The 16,091-nt window shown below is 68.7% G+C and carries 20 protein-coding genes and 1 pseudogene; 9 read left to right on the top strand and 12 right to left on the bottom strand.

Features of this window, described 5'->3' with window-relative positions; all coding sequences use genetic code 11:
* Nucleotides 1–51: 51 nt before the first annotated feature.
* Nucleotides 52–501, bottom strand: a complete 450-nt coding sequence (locus E3T54_RS05405; protein ID WP_241977071.1) for a transposase — start codon at nt 499–501, stop codon at nt 52–54.
* Nucleotides 502–1,096: 595 nt separating this feature from the next.
* Between E3T54_RS05405 and E3T54_RS05400 the strand changes: the two genes are divergently transcribed.
* Nucleotides 1,097–1,795: a CHRD domain-containing protein gene (locus E3T54_RS05400; protein WP_134474883.1), complete on the top strand. Its 699-nt coding sequence runs from the start codon at nt 1,097–1,099 to the stop codon at nt 1,793–1,795.
* An 88-nt stretch (nt 1,796–1,883) separates the two neighbouring features.
* On the opposite strand, the pseudogene E3T54_RS17240 reads toward E3T54_RS05400, so the two are convergent.
* Both E3T54_RS17240 and E3T54_RS05390 read right to left on the bottom strand, forming a co-directional pair.
* Nucleotides 1,884–2,072 (bottom strand): annotated as a pseudogene (locus E3T54_RS17240) (IS30 family transposase); the annotation flags it as partial.
* 85 nt (nt 2,073–2,157) lie between these two features.
* Nucleotides 2,158–2,718 carry an ATP-binding protein gene (locus E3T54_RS05390; protein ID WP_134474882.1) on the bottom strand — a complete coding sequence of 187 codons (561 nt, stop codon included), beginning with the start codon at nt 2,716–2,718 and terminating at the stop codon, nt 2,158–2,160.
* A 198-nt stretch (nt 2,719–2,916) separates the two neighbouring features.
* Between E3T54_RS05390 and E3T54_RS05385 the strand changes: the two genes are divergently transcribed.
* The 3 genes from E3T54_RS05385 to E3T54_RS05380 all read left to right on the top strand — a co-directional run bounded on the left by E3T54_RS05385 (nt 2,917) and on the right by E3T54_RS05380 (nt 3,802).
* On the top strand, nt 2,917–3,090 hold the full coding sequence (locus E3T54_RS05385) for a CsbD family protein (RefSeq protein WP_134474881.1): 174 nt from the start codon (nt 2,917–2,919) through the stop codon (nt 3,088–3,090).
* 57 nt (nt 3,091–3,147) lie between these two features.
* Nucleotides 3,148–3,312 carry a DUF2207 domain-containing protein gene (locus tag E3T54_RS16705; protein WP_166790493.1) on the top strand — a complete coding sequence of 55 codons (165 nt, stop codon included), beginning with the start codon at nt 3,148–3,150 and terminating at the stop codon, nt 3,310–3,312.
* A gap of 265 nt (nt 3,313–3,577) precedes the next feature.
* Nucleotides 3,578–3,802, top strand: a complete 225-nt coding sequence (locus tag E3T54_RS05380; RefSeq protein ID WP_134474880.1) for a hypothetical protein — start codon at nt 3,578–3,580, stop codon at nt 3,800–3,802.
* A 210-nt stretch (nt 3,803–4,012) separates the two neighbouring features.
* On the opposite strand, the gene E3T54_RS05375 is transcribed toward E3T54_RS05380, so the two are convergent.
* From E3T54_RS05375 to E3T54_RS16700, 3 genes are all read right to left on the bottom strand, one after another.
* Complete coding sequence (locus E3T54_RS05375) at nt 4,013–4,207, bottom strand: hypothetical protein (RefSeq protein WP_134474879.1); 195 nt, start codon at nt 4,205–4,207, stop codon at nt 4,013–4,015.
* 268 nt (nt 4,208–4,475) lie between these two features.
* On the bottom strand, nt 4,476–5,375 hold the full coding sequence (locus tag E3T54_RS05370) for an oxygenase MpaB family protein (RefSeq protein ID WP_134474878.1): 900 nt from the start codon (nt 5,373–5,375) through the stop codon (nt 4,476–4,478).
* Nucleotides 5,376–5,499: 124 nt separating this feature from the next.
* Nucleotides 5,500–6,222, bottom strand: coding sequence for an SGNH/GDSL hydrolase family protein (locus tag E3T54_RS16700; protein ID WP_166804838.1), 723 nt, complete (start codon nt 6,220–6,222; stop codon nt 5,500–5,502).
* 325 nt (nt 6,223–6,547) lie between these two features.
* Here E3T54_RS16700 and E3T54_RS05360 point away from each other — a divergent pair, with 325 nt between their 5' ends.
* Nucleotides 6,548–7,093, top strand: a complete 546-nt coding sequence (locus E3T54_RS05360) for a hypothetical protein (protein WP_166804837.1) — start codon at nt 6,548–6,550, stop codon at nt 7,091–7,093.
* 181 nt (nt 7,094–7,274) lie between these two features.
* Here the strand turns inward: E3T54_RS05360 and E3T54_RS05355 are convergent, their stop codons facing one another.
* A complete protein-coding gene (locus E3T54_RS05355; RefSeq protein WP_134474875.1) occupies nt 7,275–7,931 on the bottom strand; it encodes a response regulator transcription factor in 657 nt (218 codons plus the stop codon).
* Nucleotides 7,932–7,941: 10 nt separating this feature from the next.
* Complete coding sequence (locus tag E3T54_RS05350) at nt 7,942–9,522, bottom strand: cell wall metabolism sensor histidine kinase WalK (RefSeq protein ID WP_134474874.1); 1,581 nt, start codon at nt 9,520–9,522, stop codon at nt 7,942–7,944.
* Between the two features lie 148 nt (nt 9,523–9,670).
* Here E3T54_RS05350 and E3T54_RS16695 point away from each other — a divergent pair, with 148 nt between their 5' ends.
* The 4 genes from E3T54_RS16695 (at nt 9,671) to E3T54_RS05345 (ending at nt 11,873) form a co-directional block, all read left to right on the top strand.
* Nucleotides 9,671–9,847: a hypothetical protein gene (locus tag E3T54_RS16695; protein WP_166804832.1), complete on the top strand. Its 177-nt coding sequence runs from the start codon at nt 9,671–9,673 to the stop codon at nt 9,845–9,847.
* 116 nt (nt 9,848–9,963) lie between these two features.
* Complete coding sequence (locus E3T54_RS16690; RefSeq protein WP_166804836.1) at nt 9,964–10,131, top strand: hypothetical protein; 168 nt, start codon at nt 9,964–9,966, stop codon at nt 10,129–10,131.
* Nucleotides 10,132–10,146: 15 nt separating this feature from the next.
* A complete protein-coding gene (locus tag E3T54_RS16685; protein ID WP_166804835.1) occupies nt 10,147–10,647 on the top strand; it encodes a hypothetical protein in 501 nt (166 codons plus the stop codon).
* Entirely contained in the window at nt 10,560–11,873 is a 1,314-nt protein-coding gene (locus tag E3T54_RS05345) for an O-antigen ligase family protein (RefSeq protein WP_166804834.1), read from the top strand. The genes E3T54_RS16685 and E3T54_RS05345 overlap by 88 nt, the downstream gene beginning before the upstream one ends.
* Before the next feature lie 188 nt (nt 11,874–12,061).
* On the opposite strand, the gene E3T54_RS05340 is transcribed toward E3T54_RS05345, so the two are convergent.
* The 4 genes from E3T54_RS05340 to E3T54_RS05325 all read right to left on the bottom strand — a co-directional run bounded on the left by E3T54_RS05340 (nt 12,062) and on the right by E3T54_RS05325 (nt 16,068).
* The gene (locus E3T54_RS05340) at nt 12,062–12,520 is read right to left on the bottom strand and encodes a VanZ family protein (RefSeq protein ID WP_134474872.1); all 459 of its coding nucleotides are present in this window, start codon (nt 12,518–12,520) and stop codon (nt 12,062–12,064) included.
* Nucleotides 12,521–12,659: 139 nt separating this feature from the next.
* Nucleotides 12,660–13,373 carry an ABC transporter ATP-binding protein gene (locus E3T54_RS05335; RefSeq protein WP_092322924.1) on the bottom strand — a complete coding sequence of 238 codons (714 nt, stop codon included), beginning with the start codon at nt 13,371–13,373 and terminating at the stop codon, nt 12,660–12,662.
* A complete protein-coding gene (locus E3T54_RS05330) occupies nt 13,370–15,190 on the bottom strand; it encodes an ATP-binding cassette domain-containing protein (RefSeq protein WP_134474871.1) in 1,821 nt (606 codons plus the stop codon). The genes E3T54_RS05335 and E3T54_RS05330 overlap by 4 nt, the downstream gene beginning before the upstream one ends.
* A 2-nt stretch (nt 15,191–15,192) precedes the next feature.
* On the bottom strand, nt 15,193–16,068 hold the full coding sequence (locus tag E3T54_RS05325; protein WP_092322927.1) for a branched-chain amino acid ABC transporter permease: 876 nt from the start codon (nt 16,066–16,068) through the stop codon (nt 15,193–15,195).
* Between the last annotated feature and the right edge of the window lie 23 nt (nt 16,069–16,091).

Raw genomic sequence — 16,091 nt, 5'->3', positions numbered from 1 at the left:
TCGAGGTCATCGATGAGGCGGTGATCCTCCCCGAACTCGCCGCCGCCTAAACTAGAACAACTGACCCGCACGGTGTTGAGAAACTCCACCACTCAGCGGGACGTGACCCGCTAGCCCTCGCCCGGCGACGACGGACAGTGCTGCTTGGCGTGCGTCAAGGGGATCGGATTTGCCACGCAGCCGACGCTCGGCACGGTTGGCGCGGCAGACCTCGAGCACGCGCATGCCGGCTCCCGCCAGGACACGGGTAAGTTCCGCGCCGTAGGAGCCGGTGCCTTCGACGCCGACGGCTTCGACGATGCCGTGCGCGTGGAGGAAGCCGATGATTTGGCGGTACCCACTGCCCACGGCAAGGAACTCCCGATCGGCGATCGGCCGTCCGAGGCCGTCGACGATGGCGACATGATGGGTGTCTTTGTGGGTATCGACCCCGGCGAAGATAATGTTTGACGCCGGGACCGCGATGGCGATTTGTGGCGGTTCAAGAACTGCAACTGTCATGACTTCGTTCCCGATTCTTCGTTGAAGGGATATCGCCGTTGGTCGGGAAGGCAGACAGCACAGAGGTGAGACTGGTGGCCAGGCTCCTATCAAGTCATGTCGCCCCGATCAAGCGGCATTAGCAGCTCTGGTGCGGTGGACAGATCCACTCAAAGACAACCTCGAAAGGTGTCGGTGGAGTTTTGAGTCACCCCGCACCAGAGCCACATCCAGTATCTCTGTGGAGTTTCTCAACACCGTGCGGGACGTGACCTGCGCCGGACGGAGATGGTGATCACAGGGTGTTTCTCGCCGATCCCGACTGTATGGAGGTTGGCCAGGCGACAGCTAGAGTTGCCCTCCTGGACAACGGCCGACCGCCGATCGTCCGCGATTGTCAACACTCAATGAGTGTCTTCTTGTGCGCGGTATCAATGGCTGTGCGCGAGCGGATGGCCCAGTTCCAAGGGGGTTCGGCGTCAAACGAGCATTGCTCCGACTCCGTGGGCGGGAAAGCACTAAAATTCCCTAAAATGACCAAACCTCATTAGTGTTTGTTACGAACTACCCACGACCAACGGGACCTCCTCGTTGGCCGCTAACCAAGGAGACAATCGTGAAACGATATTCCATGGGGATTTTCGGAGCCTCGACCGTTGCGTTACTCGCTGCGGCTGCACTCGGATCCGGCGCAGCTCAAGCGCACAGTGATCAACCCACAGGTGCCGACAAAACGGTAACGCTGACCGCCAATCTCACGGAGCTAAACAACTCGGGGGCATCCGGCACCGCTACCGCGGTAGTTCGCAACCAGAAGATCAAGCACATAGAAGTGCACGCTTCCGGGCTAACACCAGACGCTCCGCACGCGCAGCACATCCACTACGGCAACCAAGCGCTGAATGAGTGCCCCACCCTGGCACTGGACAGCAACCGTGATGGCCGCCTAAACACCGTGGAAGGGATTCCGGCGTACGGACCGGTCGTCGTGTCGCTGACTACGACGGGCGACACGACTCCCGCCAGCTTCCTGGACGTGACCCGTTTCCCGGTGTCTGCGGATGGCAGTTACCACTACAGCCGCGATAACATCCGCATCACCAAGGTGGCGGGAACGGGCTACCCGGGCCCCAACGGAACCGGAACGGCCAAAGAGATCGCAGATTCCATCCGGGAAGGCGAAGGCGTCGTCGTGATCCACGGCATCGACTACAACGGCAACGGCTCTTATGACTTCAGCCGAGGTGCAAGCGAACTGGACCCGAACCTGCCTGCAGAAGCGACGGACCCGGCCGCCTGCGGCGTCCTGGAATAAGGCACACACCCAGGAACCTTTCTTGGGCAACAACCGCCGGTGGCCCGTCTTCAAAGACGGGCCACCGCTTTGGTTACCTGGGCAGCTCAAAAGGCGGCACACCGCCACGCTCCCGGAACCAGCGGCTACCAGCCGCCTGCGACACGCCGACCGCAGTCGCAGCGTTCTCGCTTGTTAGCCCTTCTGCTATCTGACCCCAGAACTTCCGCTCAACCTCCCGACGAAGCGACGGAGCACCCGGCGACTTCATTGGCGACCTGCCCGTCAGCTCCTTCATCCATCCCGCTGGCCGACCCATCCGATACCTCCATAATCGAGGTGTTGCGACGACCGGTTGAATCCACCTCTTGGGCATCAGGGCATCAGGGCATCAGGGCGTCGAAGCCGGCCGGGTGCAGGTTCGACGACACGGCGATGGAGCGTTTCTCGTAGGCGGCGTCAACGAGCCGATAGAGCCCTTCCGCCGCGTCGGCACCCACTTCGAGCAGCCCGATGTCATCGACCACGATCAAATCGGCGCGGAGGATCCGGGCGACCACGCGGCCGACGGAGTCGTCGGAGCGGTGCGCGCGGACCAGCGCGCCTGGGTCCTCGAGGCGGAACCACGCAACGCGCATCCCGGCCTCCACGACTTGCTGGCCGAGGGCCTCGAGGAAGAACGTCTTCCCTGTGCCGCTCGGCCCGCAAACGACGACGTTCTCCTTCCGACCGATCCATTCCAGGGTCCGCAGGACGTGCTGCGTCGGCACCGGGATCGAGGACGCGGACTCGTCCCAAGTGTCGAACGTCTTCCCGGTCGGGAAGCCGGCGGCCTTCCGACGGGTAGCGAGCATGGACCGGGATCGACCGGCGACCTCCTCGACGAAGAGGGCCTTGATGACCTCGATCGGTTCCCAGCGTTGCGCGCGGGCCGTCGCGACCATCTCCGGCGCCAACGCGCGGGCGTAGGGCCTCTTCAGCTCCCCGGAATTGCCGGTGGATGAAGCGGGAGCCGGTGTCCAGCCCCATTGTTGCAACCCTAACGCGAGGGTATCGTCGCCGGAAAGGGGCTCGCCCAGAACGCTGAAGATTCGATCATTCGGCGCGGCCTCACTGTCTTCGACTGATGAGAGGTGGAAACTATGAGTGAGGCTGACAAGATCAAGAACGCGGCTGAGAAGGCCGCGGGAAAGCTCAAGGAGAGCGCGGGCAAGATCGCGGGGGACAAGTCGCTCGAGGCTGAAGGCAAGACCGACCAGGCCAAGGCGAGTCTGAAGCAGGCCGGCGAACAGGTGAAAGACGTGTTCAAGAAATAGCGAACGCACCCGGTACTCGATTGTCCGGACCTTCCGGGAACAACGGAAAGGAACACCATGAACATGCTGCTCATCGTCGTGGCTATCATCGCGATCGTCCTCTTGCTGACGGGAGGATTTGTGCAGTCCCTGAACTTCCTATTGTGGGTGGGTGTGATCCTTCTGGTGATAGCGGTGATTGCGTTCTTGGTGCGCTCGATGTCGGGTCGCCGAGGCGCGTAACAGGCGTCTGAACCCCGCCGAAGCCACGATGCAAGGCTGGTCCTGGTTCCTGCGGCTGCTGTTTGGGCTCACAGGTGCTCGATAGGACCGAGCTGAAATCCGCGTTCCTGTTGTGCCAGTCGCAGAATTGCCAGGACCATCAGTCCAGATCGCAATGCCCACACCCGCCGCGGCAACGGTTGAATCGTGCACTGGACGCGCGCTGACCGCAGGCATATTCTCACCAGCAGCGAAGCGTTCGCGAAACGACGTGCGGAGGTCCACCATGAGCGAAGAGATGGCGACACCAGTATCTGATGAAAGCGGGACGTCCCAGTCCGCGAAGCCAGGCAAGCCGGCCGTGGACAGCCCGGTTGGCGATATGTCAGTGGAGGGCGAAACCGAAGTAGGTCCGTACCCGTCCCTGACTCACATCGAAAACATGGAACAGGCAGACCTGCCAGCAGTTGCCGAAAACGTCGCCGAAAGGAAGCCCAGCGAAGACGAGTGACGGCGCCGGGGTCAACCCCGCCAAGCAGAAACCGGATGACCAGTTCGCGACCGCTGACGATCGCAAGGCCGCCTGCGTGCCTCGACCCCGATGGTGAACAGCTCACAAGAGAGAACGCTCATCAGCGGAAACCCACCGGGCCACAACGCGGGCGCCGGCGGCTACCAGCCGTAGGTGGGGGGTGAATCCGTGGACGTTCTTGCTGGAGCTCTATTCTGCAAATCCTGCAATAGGCGCATTGGTCTCCCGGGGGACGGTCGGGTCAGGGGCGCGAGCATGGTGTGTCGGGGCGTCGTCACGGAGCCCGGCAGCCTCGCACCGGTCGGTGCCGTTTGAGATGGCGTAATACTCGTCCAGAGAATCGGTGTCGGTTTCGGTCAATTCGTCGTCATCCTGGTTGTCCAAATGGGGAGCCTTGATAATAAGGAACCTATTGATCGCTACGCGGAGGTGGACGCCGTCCCACGCACGGTGGCTCTTCACGTTGCCGGAGCAACGCTCACGAGCGGGAAACCACACCACTCACGGGGACGCAACCCAAAAACGCCTCGATCGCGCCCTCGTGTGGCGTTTTCGCCGCCTCGGTTCCCTTCCGGCGCAGCGGGGGGATGCGCCGAGTTCGCCTGTTCCGGTCGAGGTTGCCTGGTGCGCGGGGGCAGCTCGACCGCAAGTGTCAATCTCGGCGGGTCTGGAGGCGGGCGATCCGCTTCCGCGCGGCATCCTCCGAGGTCGAGCGGCTGCCGAGCAGCATCCGCACCGCCCCGAGCACCACGCCCGTCGCCCACACGGCGGGCAGCCTCGACCGCCGGAGCCCGAGCATCCGGCGGTACTCCTCCGGCAGCGACGCGACCGCGCCGGCGAACATCACCCGGTAGGCCGGCATCATCGAGCGCCGCAGCGGCGGATTTCGGATGAAGCGCACCGCCTCGGCCACTCGCTCGTCGCTCTTGAGCGTCCCGGCCTCCGAGAAGGCGGCCAGTTGCGCCCGCAGCTCCCGCTTCGAGCGCGGCGGGGTGGGCACGCCCACCAGCTCGCCGGCGATCGCCCATTCGCGCACGTAGGCATCCGCGCCGCCGGGGATGTCGCCGCCCCACAACTGCTCGCAGGCGAGGAACGCGTCGGTGAACACCACATGCACCCAGGACAGCAGCTCAGGGTCGCCCGCCGCATATGGCCGTTCGACACCTCGCGCGTCGAGGTAGGTGCCCGCGACCCGGTCGTGGAAGCGCGCCACCCGCGAGGACTCGAGCCCCGCCAGTTTCGTGTCGGCGAAGGTCACCGTGATCAGCCATTGGATGGTGCGGCCGAGCCGCCCGAGCGGGTCCTCACGGTACCGCGACCAGTCGTGCACGCCGGCCATCGCGCCCGGGTGCAGGGTCTGCATGAGCAGGGCACGGATGCCGGCGACCATCGTCGCCATCCCGCCGTGCACGGCCCAGGCCGCCGAACCCGGGCCGAAGTAGCCGGCGTCGTCGCCCTCTTCGATCGGACCGACCCAGTGCGGGCGGCCCTCGGCGTTGCCGGAAAAAGTCGTGAGGAGGTGCGACCGCCAGCGCTCCGCAATCCTGCTCATATATCGAGGGTAATCCGACCGGGCTGGGCGTGGGCCGCATGGTTCCCGGGCCGGCGTCCAGCGCCGGCCGGAGCGGTCGCCGGAGCGGTCGCCGGGGCGCTTACCGGGGCGCTGGCCGGAGCGCTCACCGGTCGCGGTCGGCGCCCGCGCTGTCCGCTGCGGGGCGTGCGCCCCTGGCATGCTCGGCGTCGAGCGGGCCGGCCATGGTCGCGGCCAGGATCCCCGCCCAGTGGCGGTAGTCCTCTGCCGTGCGGAACCGGTCTGCTGCGACGCCGGGCCGAGCCGTCAACGGAACGAATGTCGTGCGCGGAAGCGCCCGGCACATCACTGCCGTCGCCTCGTTGAGCACCGCCGCGTGCCGGTCGGCGATGGTGCCGAACGGCCCGCCGAACCCGGGCACGGATCGAATGGGCTGCACGCCCAGCATGAAGACCTGCGTGCTGCGCCCCGAGGTGCGCACGAGCAGCCTCAGGAACGCGGACAGTTCGCGGCGCCACGCCCGCACCGAGGTAAGGGTGAGAGCGTCATTGCCGCCGAGGGTCACGACGATGGCGTCGTAGCGGCCCAGCTCGCGGTCGTCGAGGTCCGCCGCCGCCGAACGTGCGGTCGTCTGGGGGCTGAAGAGGGCCTCGACGTCGACCCCGCGCCCGGTGCGGGCCGACAGTGCCCGGGCGAGGGAACCCGGCAGGGCGAGATCGTGGCTGAGCACCCCCCACCCGACCGCCGGACCGCTGCCGAAGACGAGCACACGGTCGCTATCGACGCCCGCGGAACGCGCCTGCGGAGCATCCGTTGGCCGGGGCACATGCCCGAGGCTCGCGCCCGTTCGCGCGGCCCAGGCCGTCATGACAGGCACCAGCGCCCAGCGCATGAATTTCCCCACCGATTGCCTTCCGACCGCCCGAGCCCGGCCGGGTTCAAGGGTGCCCGTGCCGTCGAGTATTTTCCGGCACCAGTCTAAGCCGCGCCCATAGTGCCGGGGTAAACGCCTCTGGCGCCTCGAGACAGGCCGGGTTATATTCGTCTCCCGGGTGCGGCGACCGGGCCGGCGGCCGAGGCCCGCCTCGAGGATGAGAAATCTCTCATCCCGCTCTCCGGGCGGCCTCATCTCCCGTCGCCAGAGTTGCCCCAATGACCCGATCGGGTTCGGGAAGAAACGGGAGCGCATCACGATGAAGAAATCAACGAAGCTGTTCATGACCGGGGCCGCGAGCCTGCTCGGAGTGGCGCTCGCCACCGGCGGCGCGTATGCGACGACCGCATCCCTGACGACCGTGGATGCCCCGGGCCAGGTCATGCCCGTGAGCGGCGTCGGGCCCGCCTCCGAGAACGCCCTCGAGCACGCGAACCCGAACGCCCACGGACTGTTCGGCTGGACGACGGAGTCCACCGATACGCCGGAGGACGGCGCATCCGGCGCGGATGACGACGCGGCCGGCGACGAAGCCCGCGATGCGGCCAAGGACGCCAGGGACGAGGCCCGCGACTCTGCCAAGAGCGCCAGGGACGCAGCCAAAGACGCAGCCAAGGACGCCGAGGACGCAGCCAAAGGCGCCGGCACAAAGCACTCGTCCTCGGACGACGACGGCGATGACGCCGACGAGAACGAGCAGGAATCCGACTCCTCCGGTTCCGTCGAGGCCGTCGAGCCGGACGACGCGGTCGAGGTCGACCACGAGTCGGACGACGCCGACGAGGCCGAGCGCGAAGACGAATGACCCACTCAGAGGACGCAGAGGACTCGAAGGACGCAGAAGACTCCGAGGACGCAGAGGACTCCGGTGACTCGCACGATTCAGACGAGTCGGACGACTAGCCACACACACTCTGCCGGCGCACCGCGCCGACAGTAGCCAGAGCCGGGGAGCGTCCATCGGGTTGAACGCTCCCCGGCCATTTCTATTTCAGGCGGTAACCCATGCCGCGAACGGTCTCGATCCGGTCGGCGCCGATCTTGGCGCGCAGGTAGCGCACATACACCTCAACCACGTTCGAGCCCGGGTCGTAGTCGAGGCCCCACACCCGGCTGAGCAGCTGTTCTCGGCTGAGCACCTGCTCGGGGTGCCGAATGAACTCCTCGGCCAGGCCGAATTCGCGCGCGGAAAGGTCAACGGGGCGCCCGGCCACACGGATCCGCCGGGTCTTCAGGTCGAGTTCGAGATCACCGGACGCCAGGGTGCCGGCGGTGTCCGGGCGGGCATCCCTCAGCCGAAGCCGCACCCGGGCCAGCAGCTCGTCAAAGCGGAACGGCTTGGACATGTAGTCGTTGGCTCCGCCTTCGAGCCCGCGCAGGGTGTCGGCGGCCGAGTCCCGGGCCGTGAGCATGATGACGGCGATCCGGTTGCCCTGGCCGCGCAGCGTTTCGAGGATGTCGAAGCCGTCGAGGCCGGGCAGGCCGACGTCGAGCACCAGGAGGTCGTACTGCCCGGTCTCGGCCTCGGCGACGGCGGCCCGGCCGTCGTCGGCGATCGTCACCGAGAAGCCGGCCGCGCGCAGCCCCTTCTCCACGAACGATGCAATGCGCGACTCGTCCTCGGCAATGAGAATCCTGGTCACCTGGTGCTCCTTATGCTTCCGCGCCCACGAGGGCCTCGGGGATGGTCGCCTCGGCGACGAGGGGAATGCTGATGGTGAAGACGGATCCCGTCCCCGGGGCGCTCCGCAGCAGCACGGAGCCGCCGTGGGCCTCCGCGATCGCGGACACGATCGACAGCCCGAGCCCGGAGCCGTAGACGCCCCGACTCGATTCGAGCCGGCGGAAGCGCTCGAAGATCTGCTCCTGGGCGTCGACGGCGATGCCGGGCCCGGCATCCTGCACCGACAGGTTGAGACACGGTCCGGCCGGGGTCTCGGCGACCTCGCCGAGGATGGTGATCGGGGTCCCCGGGGTCGAATACTTGACGGCGTTGTCGGCGAGTTGCAGCCAGGCCTGGGTGATCCGGCGGGAGTCGATCTGCGCGAGCACGTTGGCCGACTCGGTGCGCCATGTGCGCGCCGGATCGAGCGCGGATGCCTTCGCGCCCACGAAGGCGGTCAGCGACTCGATGTCGACCTCGGCGAGTTCGACGAAGTTCGGCCCGGACGACGACGCGAGCAGGGAGATCTCTGACACGAGCGTGGACATCCGGTCGAGTTCATCGATGGCGAGTTCCCGGGTGGCCCTGACCTCTCCCACATTCGCGATGTCGAGCAGTTCGAGGTGGCCGCGGATGATCGTGATCGGCGTCTTGAGTTCGTGGCCGATGTCATCCAGCAGCCGGCGCTGGCTCAGCGAGGAGGCCTGCAGGCGGTCGAACATGCCGTTGATGGCCGTGGCCAGCTCGGACACGTCGTCGTGGCCGGTCACCGGGATGCGCTCGGTGAGGTCGGCGGCGTTGGTGCTGCCCGCGGCGGCATCCCGCAGCAGCCGGATCGGGCGCAGCAGCCGGCCGGCAACGACCCAGGCGACCAGCCCGACGACGATCAGGGCGGCCAGGGCCACGCGCACGAAGGTCTGGAAGGACTCGGCGACCAGGCCGAGCTCGGCGTCGAGATCGAACGCGGCCACGTAGAGGCCCGAGCTCGGGTCTCCGGCTGCGCTGACCGGAACGATCAGGTAGCGGAGTGTCTGCTCCGTGCCCGTGGCCGTGCCGATCACCACCTGGGTCGGGTCGGCCTCGGCCAGGATCCGCGCGACGAACGCGGCGTCCTCGTCCATCCGGAAGGGCAGGTTCGCCGCCGGGACCAGTGCCGGCTTGCCGTCGATCAGGCCGAGGACGCTCTCGTTCGCGGCCGGGATGACCTGCTTCATGGCCACTCGCAGGATGGCATCCACGCTGGTCAGCGGCGTGGACGCGGCGGCGCCCGTGGTGGCGAGCGCGCCGGTGCCGCCCGCGGAATCGGTGCCGGTGCCGGTGGTCGGGTCGCCGCCGGTGGTCGCGCCGGAGGCGATCGCCTTCAGGTCGGGGACCGTGCGCAGGAGCCGCGCGTCGATGCTGGCGACGACGCCCTCCCGCTGCACGAGGTAGGCCGCGACCCCGGACGCCGCGAGGCCCAGGGCGGCCACGGCCAGGATCGACACCACGATCCGCGACCTCACCGATTGGGTGTGGTGCCGCACGGTGCGCCGCCCGCGCGCGAGCGTTCGACGGACGCGCGTGTTGGCCATTCCCTTAGTATCAGCTCTCCGCGCCGGTTTCGCCCTCTGGCGCTGCGGAGTGCCCTCATTTCTGGGGGCCCATGTCTGGGTGCGCGCGAGGGCGCAAACCCCCCTCGGAGCCGGCGCCCCGGCCAATAGGGTGGGGGGGCCGGCTGCGGTGACGCTCGGTTACCAGTGGTACCGCTCGGGTGTCGCGATCACGGGGGCCACGGCGAAGACATACACTCTCGTTGCGGCCGACCGGGCTGACACGATGAAGGTGCGCGTGGTCGGCACCAAGGCCGGGTACACCTCGGTGACGAAGTACTCCGCCGCGACCGCACTGGTTCCCTGATCCTGACGCGCCGATTGCCCCACCTGGCCGCCTGCCCCAACTGACGGAGACGACGTTCCATTAGCACCGCACAACGCACGAAAACGGCGGCCCTCGACGACACCACAGGCCGCCGCGTGGTGAAACCACCCCGCGGCCCCGCGCGCCCGGCGGGCTGGACGCCGACCCGCACGGCACCCCGCGAACCCGCTGCCTCGCCCCTGCGGCAGCGCACGGCGGCGTCAGCGGTCTGGATGCTCGTGCTCGCGTCGATCGTTCTGCTCCCCGACGCGTTCGTGCGCTAGGTGCTACCGAAGGATGTGCTGGCCGCGATTGCCGTTGCCCTGGCCTCCGTCGCCGTCTCCCGGGGACGCCTGCCGCGCTGGTTCGTGATCGCCGCCGCGTCTGCCGCGGCCCTCGCGCTTCTTGGGGTGCTGCTCTCCGCAGCGCCGGCCGCCCAGCTGTGGGGACGGTGGCCGCGCTATGAGGGTCTGGTCACCCTGCCGGTGTACTTCGGCGCCCTGTGGGCGGGCGCGCGGCTGCTCGGCCCCGGCGTGCCCGCCGCGAGGGTGCGCACCCTGCTGCGCGCCGCAGCGACCGCGGCGATCGCGCTCGGGGCCGTCTCGGTGCTCGAGGCGCTCGGCGCGCGGCCGTTTGCCACGGATCTCGCCCGGCCGGTTCGCTCACCGGCAACGCCACCGACCAGGGCATCCTGGGCGCCCTGTTCCTGGCCGTGCTGGCCCTGCGCGTGCTGCGCGCCTGGACGCGGCCCGCCCGCGCGGGCGTGGCCGACCTGTCCCTGCCGGAGCGGCTCTGGCTGAGCGCCGGGCTCGCGCTGGCGGCCACCGCCGTCGTGCTCTCGGCCTCCCGAGCGGGCCTTCTCGCCGCCGGCATCGCCCTGCTCGTCCTACTCGTGCTCGAGATAGTGCGCGGCGCGCGCGGCCCCGCCCTGCGCAGCCTCGGCATCGCGGCTGCCGGCGCCCTGGTGCTGCTGGGTGGCGCCCTGGCCGTGCCGTTCACGCGGGACCGCCTGCTGGGCGCCAGCCCGCTGTCGACCCAGTCGCTCGAGGGCCGGTTCGGGTTCTGGCAGGACAGCCTGGCCGTGCTCGGCGCGCATCCGTTCGGCGTCGGCGTCAACGGGTTCCTCAACGCCAACGCGGCCGAGTCCGTCGCCGGGAGCACTCTGGATTCCCCGCACAACCTGGTGTTGCAGGTCGCCCTGGCCGGCGGCATCCCGCTGCTGGTCGTGGTGCTCGGAATCGCCGCGGCCGTCGTCGCCTGCGGTGTGCGCGCCTGGCGCGCCGCCGCACGCGGGGGAGTGGGCCACGCGCGGGCCGACGTGCTCGCCGCGGCCCTGGCCGGACTCGCCGGATACGGCGTCGCGCTGCTGACCCATTTCACCGCGCCGTCGACGACCATCGTGGCCGCGGTGCTCGCCGGCACCCTGCTCGCGCAGGTTCCGGACGGCGGGCTGCGGTTGCGGCTGGGGGTGACCCGGTCGCTGTGGTCCGGCGCCCGCACGGTGACCCTGGCCGCGTGGGTGCTGTGGCTCGTGGTCGCGCTCAGCGCCGAGGTGCCGTTGGCCACCGGAGTCGCCGCGGCCGCACAGGGCAACCTCCCCGCGGCCGAGGCGGCGTTCGAGCGCGCCGGTGCGCTGCGGCCGTGGGACGCCGACCTCCGGGGCATCGCGGCGCAGTCGTTCGCCGCCGCCGCCGCCGCCGCCGCCGACGGCGGGCTGGAAGGCGCCGCGCCGATCGCCGTCTCGTGGGCAGAGCGTTCCCGCCAGGCCCTGCCCGGGACCGTCTCCACCGAGCGGGCGCTCGCCGTCGGCCAGCTCAACTCGGGGGATACCTCCGCGGCCGGACAGACGCTCGAGGCCCTGGTGGAACTCACCCCGAAGGATTCCGCGGTTGCCGTGCAGAACGCCGTCGTGCGCTACCTGCTCGGGGACATCTCCGGCGCCGTGGCGGAGACCGACCGGGCGCTCTCGCTCGACCCCGCCAACCCCACCGCCGTGCAGCTCCGGGGCCTCCTCACGAGTCCGTAGCGGCAGTCTCCCCGAGGCCAGCCGGGCAAGGTCAGGCTCGCGCGGTGGCTAACTCAGGAGAACCGGCGGCGCGGTTCGTCGGCGGCCCGGAAACACGCGGACCTGCATGGCCCGCGCGCGGATTCTCCTGAGTTGGCCACGGATCCGGTGCGAGAGCGCCGAGTAGCGGCGGCCCGGAGGGCGCCCGGCTACAGCCGGCGGTCGGCGGGCACGCCGAGGGCCAGCAGCAGCAGCACGGCGGCGGCCGCCCCGGCGGTGGCGCCGGCCGTGTTCGCGACCACGTCGTTCACCGTCGCGAATCGGGCGGGCACGAAGGCGAGCTGACCGAGTTCGATCACACAACTGGCGGTGAACCCGACGACCAGCCCGAGCCACCAGCGGCTGGCACCGGCCAGAATCACCACGAAGAGCCCCACCGGCACGAACAGCGCGATGTTCGCCCCGAATTCGATGACGTCGTAGTGCATCCAGCGGGGCGCCCCGTGCCAATGGAGCCAGCCGACGACGGAGCCGAGCAGGTCCCCGGCGTCGCGGTCGACCCGGCTGGGCCAGAATGCGATCAGCGCGAGCGCGATCAGGTAGGAGAAGGTCAGGAACAGCGTCCTGCGGTGAAGCGCGCTGCGCTGCACCGTGTCAACACCGCTCACTCCGTCACCTCCACCGCCGCGGGCGGGCTGCTCCCGTTCCGGTGCCGCAGCATCGCCGCATCACCGTCGACGGCACACTAGCAGAACCGTCGCCGGCGCCATAGTGGTCACGGGTCCGGGATCGCTCGGAGGCTGCTCGCTAGTCGAGGCCCAGGTACGCCTCGATCACCTTCTCGTCGGCGAGTAGTTCGTGGGCGGGACCCGAGTGAGTGATCTCCCCGGTCTCCAGCACGTAACCGAAGTCCGCCGCCGCGAGGGCCCGCCGCGCGTTCTGCTCGACCAGGACCACCGTGGTTCCGGTGCTCCGAATCTCCTCGATCACGGAGAAGACCTCATCCACGATTTTTGGCGCGAGTCCCATCGACGGTTCGTCGAGCAGCAGGATCTCGGGCTCGGCGATGAGCGCCCGCGCGATCGAGAGCATCTGCTGCTCGCCGCCGGAGAGGGCCCCCGCGTGGAGCCTGCGTCGTTCGAAGAGCACCGGGAAGCGGTCGTAGACGCGGGCCACATTCGCGTTCAGGGTGCTGCCGCGGTGCCAGCCGCCGAGGCTCAGGTTCTCGGCCACGGTCAGCGTGCCGAGGATCTCCCGCCCCTCGGGCACCTGCACCAGCCCGGCCTTCACCAGCCGGTGCGCCGGCCATTTGGTGATGTCCTGGCCCTTGAACTTGATCACACCGTGGCGTGGGCGGATGAGCCCGGAAACGGCATTGAGAATGGAGGTCTTGCCGGCGCCGTTGGCGCCCACGAGGGTGACCAGCGCGCCGGTCGCCACCTCGAAGGACACGTTGCGCACCGCCTCCACTCGCCCGTAGTTGACCTGCAGGCCCTCCACGCTCAGGATCGGGTCGCTCATCGTTTGTCCTCCGGTTCGGCCGCGCCGTTCGGTTCGGCGTCGTCGCCGATCACGGCATCCGGACCCTGTTCGTGTTCCCTGGCCAGTTCGACGGCGACCTCGGCCAGGTTCTCTGCGGCGAGAACGGATGCCGCTTCCACGTCGGCATCATTGCCGGCCGACCCGAGGTACGCCTCCAGCACCTTGGGGTCGCGGGCGATGTCGGCGGGCTTGCCCGAGGCGATGACCTCGCCGAAGTTCAGCACCATGATCCGGTCGCAGGTGGCCAGCATCATCCGCACATTGTGCTCGATCACCAGCACGGCGATGCCGTCGGCGGCCAGCGACCTGATCAGTTCAGACAGGCGTCCGGCCTCGACGTGGTTCATGCCGGCCGCCGGCTCATCGAGCACCAGCAGCGACGGATGCGAGGCCAGTGCGCGGGCGATCTCCAGCCGGCGCTGGTCGCCGTAGGACAGGTCTCCGGCGGCGTTGGCCGCCTTGTCGCCGAGCCCCACCCGGATCAGCTGGGCGGATGCCATCGCCACGGCCTCCCGCTCGAACCGCCTGGCCGACGGCAGGAACAGCAGGCGGCGCAGCAGCGTGTCGTGGGTGATCCGGTAGCCGCCGACGAGCACGTTCTCCAGGGCCGAGAGCCGGTTGAAGAGCTTGATCTGCTGGAACGTGCGGGCCACTCCCGACCGGGCCAGGCGGTGAGCCTTGGTGCCGGCGGTCAGGGCCGTGCCGAGCACGACCCCGGTGCCGGTGCTCGGGGGAGTCAGCCCGGTGACCATGTTCACCAGCGTGGTCTTGCCGGCGCCGTTGGGACCGATCAGACCGAGGACCTCCCCGGCCTGCACGCTGAGGTCGACGGAGCGCACGGCGTGCACCCCGCCGTAGGACTTGCCGATGCCCTGCAGGCTCACCAGTTCCGTGCCGGGCGCGGGGAGGGCGGGCAGGTCGGGCCGCAGGGCCGGGTCGGCGACCAGGCGTTTGGCGGACTTGCGCCGGGGGATGAGGCCGGAGAGGCCTCCGGGCAGGAAGAGGATCACGACCAGGAGCAGCACCCCGGAGATGGTGGGGCGGATCCAGCCGGCGTTGATGCCGAGCAGGCGCTGCAGCTCGGGGAGCACGGAGAGGAAGACGGAGCCCAGCAGCGGGCCGACGAACAGCGTCACCCCGCCGACCACCGCGGTGACCAGGCCGTCCACGGCCGCGGTGAAGGAGAACTCGTTGGGGTCGGCGAACCGGGAGAAGTAGGCCAGGAGCACACCGTAGAGGCCGGCCACGGCCCCCGCGATGACGAAGGACGCCATCCGGTACCTGGCCACGTTGATCCCCATGGTGGTGGCGGCCAGCTCGTCTTCGCGAATGGCCGCGAAGGCCCGCCCCATCCGGGATCCGGACAGGCGCCAGAACCAGTAGGCCACCACGATCAGGGCGATCCAGGCGATCTCGATGCCGACGAGCTTGGGGAAGCCCAGACCCTGGGCGCCGTTCGTCCAGGTCTGGTTGATCAGGAAGATCCGCACCATTTCGCCGAAGGCGAGGGTGGCGATGGCGAGGAAGACGCCGCGCAGGCGGATCACCGGCAGGCCGAGGATGAACGCGGCGAGGATGCCCACGCACATGCCGAAGACGATGCCGACGGCCAGCGGCGGGATGAACCCGAACAGGGGCTCGTCCGGCACGACGAGGGAGGAGGTGAAGGCGGCGAGCGACGCCAGCCCGAGCTGGGCCAGGCTGAGCTGGCCGGCGATCAGCACGGCGTAGAAGCTGAAGGCGAGGATGGCCGTCAGCGCGATCAGCGTGATCAGTGAGCTGTATTCCACCAACATGATCAGACCTCCCGCGTCTTGCGTGCGCCGAACAGGCCCTGGGGCCGCAGGATCAGGATCAGGAACAGCAGCCCGAACGCCACCATGTCCCGCCAGGAACTGCCGATGTAATTCACCGCGAGCACCTCGGACAGGCCCAGGATCAGGCCGCCGACCAGGGCACCGGGCAGGGATCCCATCCCGCCGACGACGATCACGGCCAGGGCCTTGAGCTCCACCGCGTGGCCGATTCCAAGCTGGGCAGCGTTGACGTTGAGGGTGAACAGCACACCGGCCACGGCGCCCAGCGCCGAGGAGATGGCGAAGGTGGTGCTGCTGATCCGGCCCACGTTCAGCCCCAGCACGGCGGCGGCGTGGGGGTTCTCGGCGATCGTGCGCATGCCCCGGCCCAGCTTGGATTTGGCGACCAGCCAGGTCAGCACGACCATCAGCGACACGCTGATGACCAGGATGATCACCTGCAGCAGGGAGACGGTGGCGCCGAGGATCTCAAACCGGGCCTGCGGGAACGCGTCGGCCGGGAAGCGCCGGGTGTCCGCTCCGAACAGCGCCTGGAGCAGCGAGAGGATGATCGCCCCGAACGCGATCGAGGAGATCAGCCCCGCGAAGTGCGCATCGTGCCGTCCGGCGAGCGGCCGGAACGCGATCCGTTCGATCAGGACGCCCAGCAGGGCGCCCAGGACGAGCACCAGCGGGATGGCCAGCCAGATCGAAATCCCGAACCGCGACACCACCTCGATCCCCACCAGCGCGCCGGCCGTGAAGACCGAGGCGTGAGCCAGGTTCAGCCGGTCCAGGATGCCGAACACCAGCGTGAAACCGATGGCGAACAGCGCATAGATCGAACCGAGAAAGATCCCGTCGAGAAAGAGTTGCATGGTGACGTCCCTGTTATCGGTCG

Source organism: Cryobacterium sp. Sr8 (assembly GCF_004403225.1).
In the GTDB taxonomy this organism is placed as follows: domain Bacteria; phylum Actinomycetota; class Actinomycetes; order Actinomycetales; family Microbacteriaceae; genus Cryobacterium; species Cryobacterium psychrotolerans.
Note: the sequence above shows the minus strand (reverse complement) of the source record. Positions and strands in the feature narration are given on the sequence as shown.

Coding starts and splice junctions, on each gene's coding strand:
- E3T54_RS05405 (WP_241977071.1), bottom strand. CDS start 501: ATGACAGTTGCAGTTCTTGAACCGCCACAAATCGCCATCGCGGTCCCG.
- E3T54_RS05390 (WP_134474882.1), bottom strand. CDS start 2,718: ATGGTCGCGACGGCCCGCGCGCAACGCTGGGAACCGATCGAGGTCATC.
- E3T54_RS05385 (WP_134474881.1), top strand. CDS start 2,917: ATGAGTGAGGCTGACAAGATCAAGAACGCGGCTGAGAAGGCCGCGGGA.
- E3T54_RS16705 (WP_166790493.1), top strand. CDS start 3,148: ATGAACATGCTGCTCATCGTCGTGGCTATCATCGCGATCGTCCTCTTG.
- E3T54_RS05380 (WP_134474880.1), top strand. CDS start 3,578: ATGAGCGAAGAGATGGCGACACCAGTATCTGATGAAAGCGGGACGTCC.
- E3T54_RS05370 (WP_134474878.1), bottom strand. CDS start 5,375: ATGAGCAGGATTGCGGAGCGCTGGCGGTCGCACCTCCTCACGACTTTT.
- E3T54_RS16700 (WP_166804838.1), bottom strand. CDS start 6,222: ATGACGGCCTGGGCCGCGCGAACGGGCGCGAGCCTCGGGCATGTGCCC.
- E3T54_RS05360 (WP_166804837.1), top strand. CDS start 6,548: ATGAAGAAATCAACGAAGCTGTTCATGACCGGGGCCGCGAGCCTGCTC.
- E3T54_RS05350 (WP_134474874.1), bottom strand. CDS start 9,522: ATGGCCAACACGCGCGTCCGTCGAACGCTCGCGCGCGGGCGGCGCACC.
- E3T54_RS05335 (WP_092322924.1), bottom strand. CDS start 13,373: ATGAGCGACCCGATCCTGAGCGTGGAGGGCCTGCAGGTCAACTACGGG.
- E3T54_RS05330 (WP_134474871.1), bottom strand. CDS start 15,190: ATGTTGGTGGAATACAGCTCACTGATCACGCTGATCGCGCTGACGGCC.
- E3T54_RS05325 (WP_092322927.1), bottom strand. CDS start 16,068: ATGCAACTCTTTCTCGACGGGATCTTTCTCGGTTCGATCTATGCGCTG.